The 4,496-nt window shown below is 63.5% G+C and carries 4 protein-coding genes and 1 tRNA gene; 2 read left to right on the forward strand and 3 right to left on the reverse strand.

Annotation, left to right across the window (positions count from 1 at the left end; genetic code table 11):
• Positions 1-23 precede the first annotated feature (23 nt).
• Positions 24-557: a transcription termination/antitermination protein NusG gene (gene nusG, locus VOI29_RS22730; protein WP_323783941.1), complete on the reverse strand. Its 534-nt coding sequence runs from the start codon at positions 555-557 to the stop codon at positions 24-26.
• A 217-nt stretch (positions 558-774) separates the two neighbouring features.
• Complete coding sequence (secE, locus tag VOI29_RS22735) at positions 775-972, reverse strand: preprotein translocase subunit SecE (RefSeq protein ID WP_323783943.1); 198 nt, start codon at positions 970-972, stop codon at positions 775-777.
• 203 nt (positions 973-1,175) lie between these two features.
• Here secE and VOI29_RS22740 point away from each other — a divergent pair, with 203 nt between their 5' ends.
• A complete protein-coding gene (locus VOI29_RS22740; protein ID WP_323783945.1) occupies positions 1,176-3,299 on the forward strand; it encodes a tetratricopeptide repeat protein in 2,124 nt (707 codons plus the stop codon).
• 73 nt (positions 3,300-3,372) lie between these two features.
• Here VOI29_RS22740 and VOI29_RS22745 read toward each other — a convergent pair.
• Positions 3,373-3,448, reverse strand: a tRNA-Trp gene (locus tag VOI29_RS22745).
• 178 nt (positions 3,449-3,626) lie between these two features.
• Here VOI29_RS22745 and VOI29_RS22750 point away from each other — a divergent pair.
• Entirely contained in the window at positions 3,627-4,337 is a 711-nt protein-coding gene (locus VOI29_RS22750) for a lysophospholipid acyltransferase family protein (protein WP_323783947.1), read from the forward strand.
• Positions 4,338-4,496 lie beyond the last annotated feature (159 nt).

Here is a 4,496-nt window from a genome sequence, read left to right on the forward strand (position 1 = left end):
AATTCATCAAAGTCCGGGCGCGATCAGACCTGCTTGGTCACCTGCGTGAACTCCAGCTCGACCGGTGTCTCGCGGCCAAAGATAGACACGGTCACCTTGAGGCGCTGGTTGTCTTCGTCCACTTCCTCGACCATGCCGTCGAAATCCTCGAACGGGCCGTCGTTGACCTTGACCTTCTCGCCCACCTCGAAGTGGATCAGGGTGCGCGGCGCCTCGACGCCTTCCTCGACGCGGCCCAGGATGCCCTGCACCTCGGCGTCGCGCATCGGCATCGGGCGGCCCTGCGGACCCAGGAAGCCGGTGACGCGGTTGATCGAGGAGATCAGGTGATATCCGCGGTCGGACATTTCCATATGGACCAGCACGTAGCCCGGCATGAAGCGGCGCTCGGTCGAGACTTTCTTGCCGCGGCGGACCTCGATCACCTCTTCGGTGGGGACCAGCACTTCGTCTATCTCGTCCTCAAGGCCCTGTTCAGCGACCGAGGTGCGGATTTGCTCTGCGATTTTCTTTTCGAAATTCGAAAGAACGCTGACCGAATACCACCGTTTCGCCATGAACCGTCGTCCTTGTTTTGCCAGGCGGGCCATTGCCGCGCCGCCGCTTTATCATCCCGATGCAGCCGTTAAAGCTGCGCTCTCCAACAAAAAGCGGCGTGCAAACCGAATCGCCGCACGCCCGCCTCAATAGTTACGGCTCACCTACCGCCCATTGCCGCCAAGATCAAGGGCGGCGCAGCAACATGAACCCTGAAGCCATCAAACTGCCGCAGGCTTAGCCGAACATCCCCAGAAGCCCCTGCAGGCCGTAGCGGATCAGCAGGTCGACCAGCGCAAAGAACACCGCCGTAAGCGCTGCCATGATAAACACCATGACCGTGGTCAGCAGCACCTCGCGCCGGGTCGGCCATACGACCTTGGACACTTCGGCACGGACTTGCTGAAGAAACTGAACTGGATTGATAGTCGCCATACTGGGGGTGTCTCTCTGCTAGCAGTGGTGGCGATTTAACGCCTGCTGCGGGTAAATTCAAGCCCTGCTCCAGCGGCCGGGCAGCTTGGGCTCCCCGGTCAATCCAATTTTAATCCACTTCCTGCAAAACTGTCCCCGACAGCCCCGGCGGCATACATGCGCCGCGCAGGCATATCCCGCGTTTACTGATAAGATTGGATGCCATGACCCCCGCCTATTCCCTATCGCAGGCCGAGCAGCTTGAACGTGATTCCAAACTTGAGGATGCTGTGCTTGCCTATTCCGGCATCCTGGCACGCAATCCGAAGAACACCCGCGCTCTGCAGGCGCTGGCTTCCCTGCGCGGCCGCTTGCGCGAACAACGGGAGCCATCGCAGGACACCAAAGAAGAACTTGAGGCGGCGCTTGCCGCCGGCCGCCACTTTGATGCGGCTGACAGCTGCGGCGCCTTGCTCAAGACGTTCCGCGACTCGCATTTCCTGTGGGATTTCCTGGGCCGCTGCCACCTGTCGGCAGGCCATCTGGACAACGCCGCAACCTGCCTGAACAAAGCCTGCGGGCTGAACCCCCAGGAAGCGGGCACCTATGCCGCGATGGGGCGCGTCTATATGGCGCGCGGGCAGCAGGACAACGCCATGGCCCTGTACCAGAAAGCCTTGAAGCTGGATGCCGAATGCCTGCCCGCCCTGCGCAGCATGGCCGAAGCCCTGCCGCGCGAGGGCCGCAGCCTTGAGGCCGCCGGCCTTTTGCGCAAAGCGGTTTCGCTGGCGCCGGGAGATGCCTCGCTGCACTTCACGTTGGCCGGACTGCTCCAGAAACTGGGCGCGGCCGCTGAGGCCAAGGAGCACTACACCCGTGCCGCCGGTCTGGATCCGCAACTGACCGAAGCGCATTTCCAGCTTGGCCTCCTGCTGAAGGCCGAGGGCAGGTTTGCAGAGGCTCTGCCCTGCTTTGACAAGATCCTGCAGATATCGCCATCCGATGACCGCAGCCGCACCCAGCGTCTGCATGTTCTGGCCGAGCTCAATGACTGGCGGTGGCTGCAGGAATACGCGGACTTCCGGCGCCTGCTGGGATTGCGCTGCAGCGGCTGCGACCCAAGCGCACTGATGCTGATGGAAGACAATCCGGATCTCCTGCGGGCACGGGCGCAGGCATATGCCAGCGACGCGTTTTCGGTATTTGAGCTGCAACCGGCACCACCCGTCCGGCAGCGGCCCGCCCGGCTGCGGATCGGATACGTCTTTGCCGGCCAGGATGGAGATGCAATTGCAAGCCAGCACGCGGCAATGCTGGCAGCCCACGACAGCAGCCGGTTTGAAATTTATGCCTATGCCACCGGCTCAGGTCTTGCGTCCGAAGCCGCAGCCAAACTGAGCCAATCCGCCTCCTGCTTCAGGCAGCTGGAGGGGCTGGCCGGACAACACGCGGCCGCCGCAATCAAAGCAGACCGGCTGGATATCGCCGTCGATGTCTCGGGCTATAAAAACGGCAGCCTGAGCCCGCTGCTTGCCGCCCGTCTGGCACCGCTGCATATCGCATGGCCGGGCTATCCCGGCACCATGGGCACTGCCGCCTTCGATTATCTGATCAGCGATCACACCGTTTGCCCGGCCGGCAGTGAACGGTATCACAACGAGCACCTGCTGCGCCTGCCGGAAAGCCATCTGGCTGTGACGCCGGCCCCAGCAGCGGGAACACCGGAGCGTGCCGGTTGCGGCCTGCCGGAGACCGGATTTGTCTTTTGCAGCTTCGCCGCAGGCAGCCGGATCACGCCGTTTGAGTTCGGCATCTGGATGCGGCTGCTGACCGGGGCCAAGGACAGCGTTCTGTGGCTGCAGGACAACGGCGCGCATGCTGTCTCCAACCTGCGCCGGGCGGCGGCCGCCCGCGGTGTTGATCCGGACCGGCTCATCTTTGCCCCGCCCGCCCCTGCCGCGGAACACCTGGCCCGCCTGCCGCTGGCAGATTTGTTCCTCGACACGTTCACTGTGAATGCCCGCAGCGCTGCCCAGTCAGCTTTGACTGCCAGGCTGCCGGTTCTCACCTTGCCGGGGCAGCAATTCGCCGCCCGCACAGTCGCAAGCCTTCTGCAGGCCGCCGGGCTGCCGGAGCTGGTCGCCGCCAGTGCGGAAGATTACGAGGCGAAGGCTGCGGAACTGGCGCAGGATCCGGAGGCCGCCAGAACATTGAAAAGCCGGCTCCAGGACGCAGCCCTGCCGGAGCCGGCAGGCCAGGCAAGGCAAATCGAACATGCCTATGACGCCGCCTACGGCCGCTATTTGCAAGGTTCGGCGCCGGACCACCTGACGCTGAGCCAACCATAGCAAAAACGCCCGCAGCGCATGCGGGCAGGCTTTCCCGAAGGCGTTTCGCCGGGAGTCTGATGATCCGGTGAAGTGGCAGGGGCATCAGGGTTCGAACCCGAGACCTACGGTTTTGGAGACCGTCGCTCTACCAACTGAGCTATACCCCTACGGTGCGGCATTTCCTAAGGCAGACGTGCTGCGCTGGCAAGAGGAAAAAACGGGTTTTCCAAGTGCCGGGCTGCGGTTTGGCGGTTGCAGGCTTTGCCGCGGCTCAGCCATGCAGTAAGACAGAGCGGATACCGGGGCTTTTTGCCCCGGGACACCCGAAAATGCGAGCCGCCAACCGTGAGCCTGAGAAAAAAAATCGCTGATAGCCCCCGGGTCAACCGCGCCATTGAGGGGCTGCTTGCCGCCTATGTGCGATTCGCCTTCCGCACCTCGCGCTGGACCCGCAGCGGCTTTGAGGAAATGGACGCCTGCGTGCGCCGCGGCGAACCGGTGATCTTCGTGCTGTGGCATCAGCGGCTGATCATGGCCCCCTACCTGTTCGACACCTCGCTGGGCCGCATCTGCGCCCTGACCTCCGCCGCACGCGCGGGGCGGCTCGCCGGGCAGATCCTGGTGCGGCTGGGGTTTGAGACCATTCCGATGTCGAGCCACAAGCGCCACGTGGCGTTGTCGCGCGAAGTGCTGCGCCGCACCCGGGATGGCTGCTCGATCGGTATCGCCGCCGACGGGCCGCGCGGCCCGGCGCGCATATCCTCGACCGTTCCTGTGGTCTGGGCCCGGATGACCGGCTGCCGGGTGTTCACGGTGGCATTCGCTGAGAAAAAAGTGGTCAAACTGCCGACCTGGGACCAGCAGATGCTGCCGCTGCCGTTTTCCCGCGGCGTGCTGATGTGCCAGGAGTGGATGGACGAAGTTCCGAAAAAACCGTCTGACGCCGAGGCAGAAAGTTTGCGGTCGAGTCTGGAAGCCGCGCTGAATTCCATCACCGATGCGGCCGACAGCGCGGCGGGGCGGGACAGCGAATACCCGCAGTCCCAGACCACCTGAGCACCGCTTCCCTGCGAGGGCGCCACAGCAATGAAAAAGGGCCACTCTTTCGAGCGGCCCTTTCTATTATCTCACCTGAGTGGCTCCCGGCGATTTTCCTGCGGAAAACCGCCTGCCGCCACCAGACGGCAAAGCCGTCTTACTCGGTGATTTTCGACA

Source organism: Leisingera sp. (assembly GCF_034669605.1).
Classification (GTDB): Bacteria; Pseudomonadota; Alphaproteobacteria; order Rhodobacterales; family Rhodobacteraceae; genus Leisingera.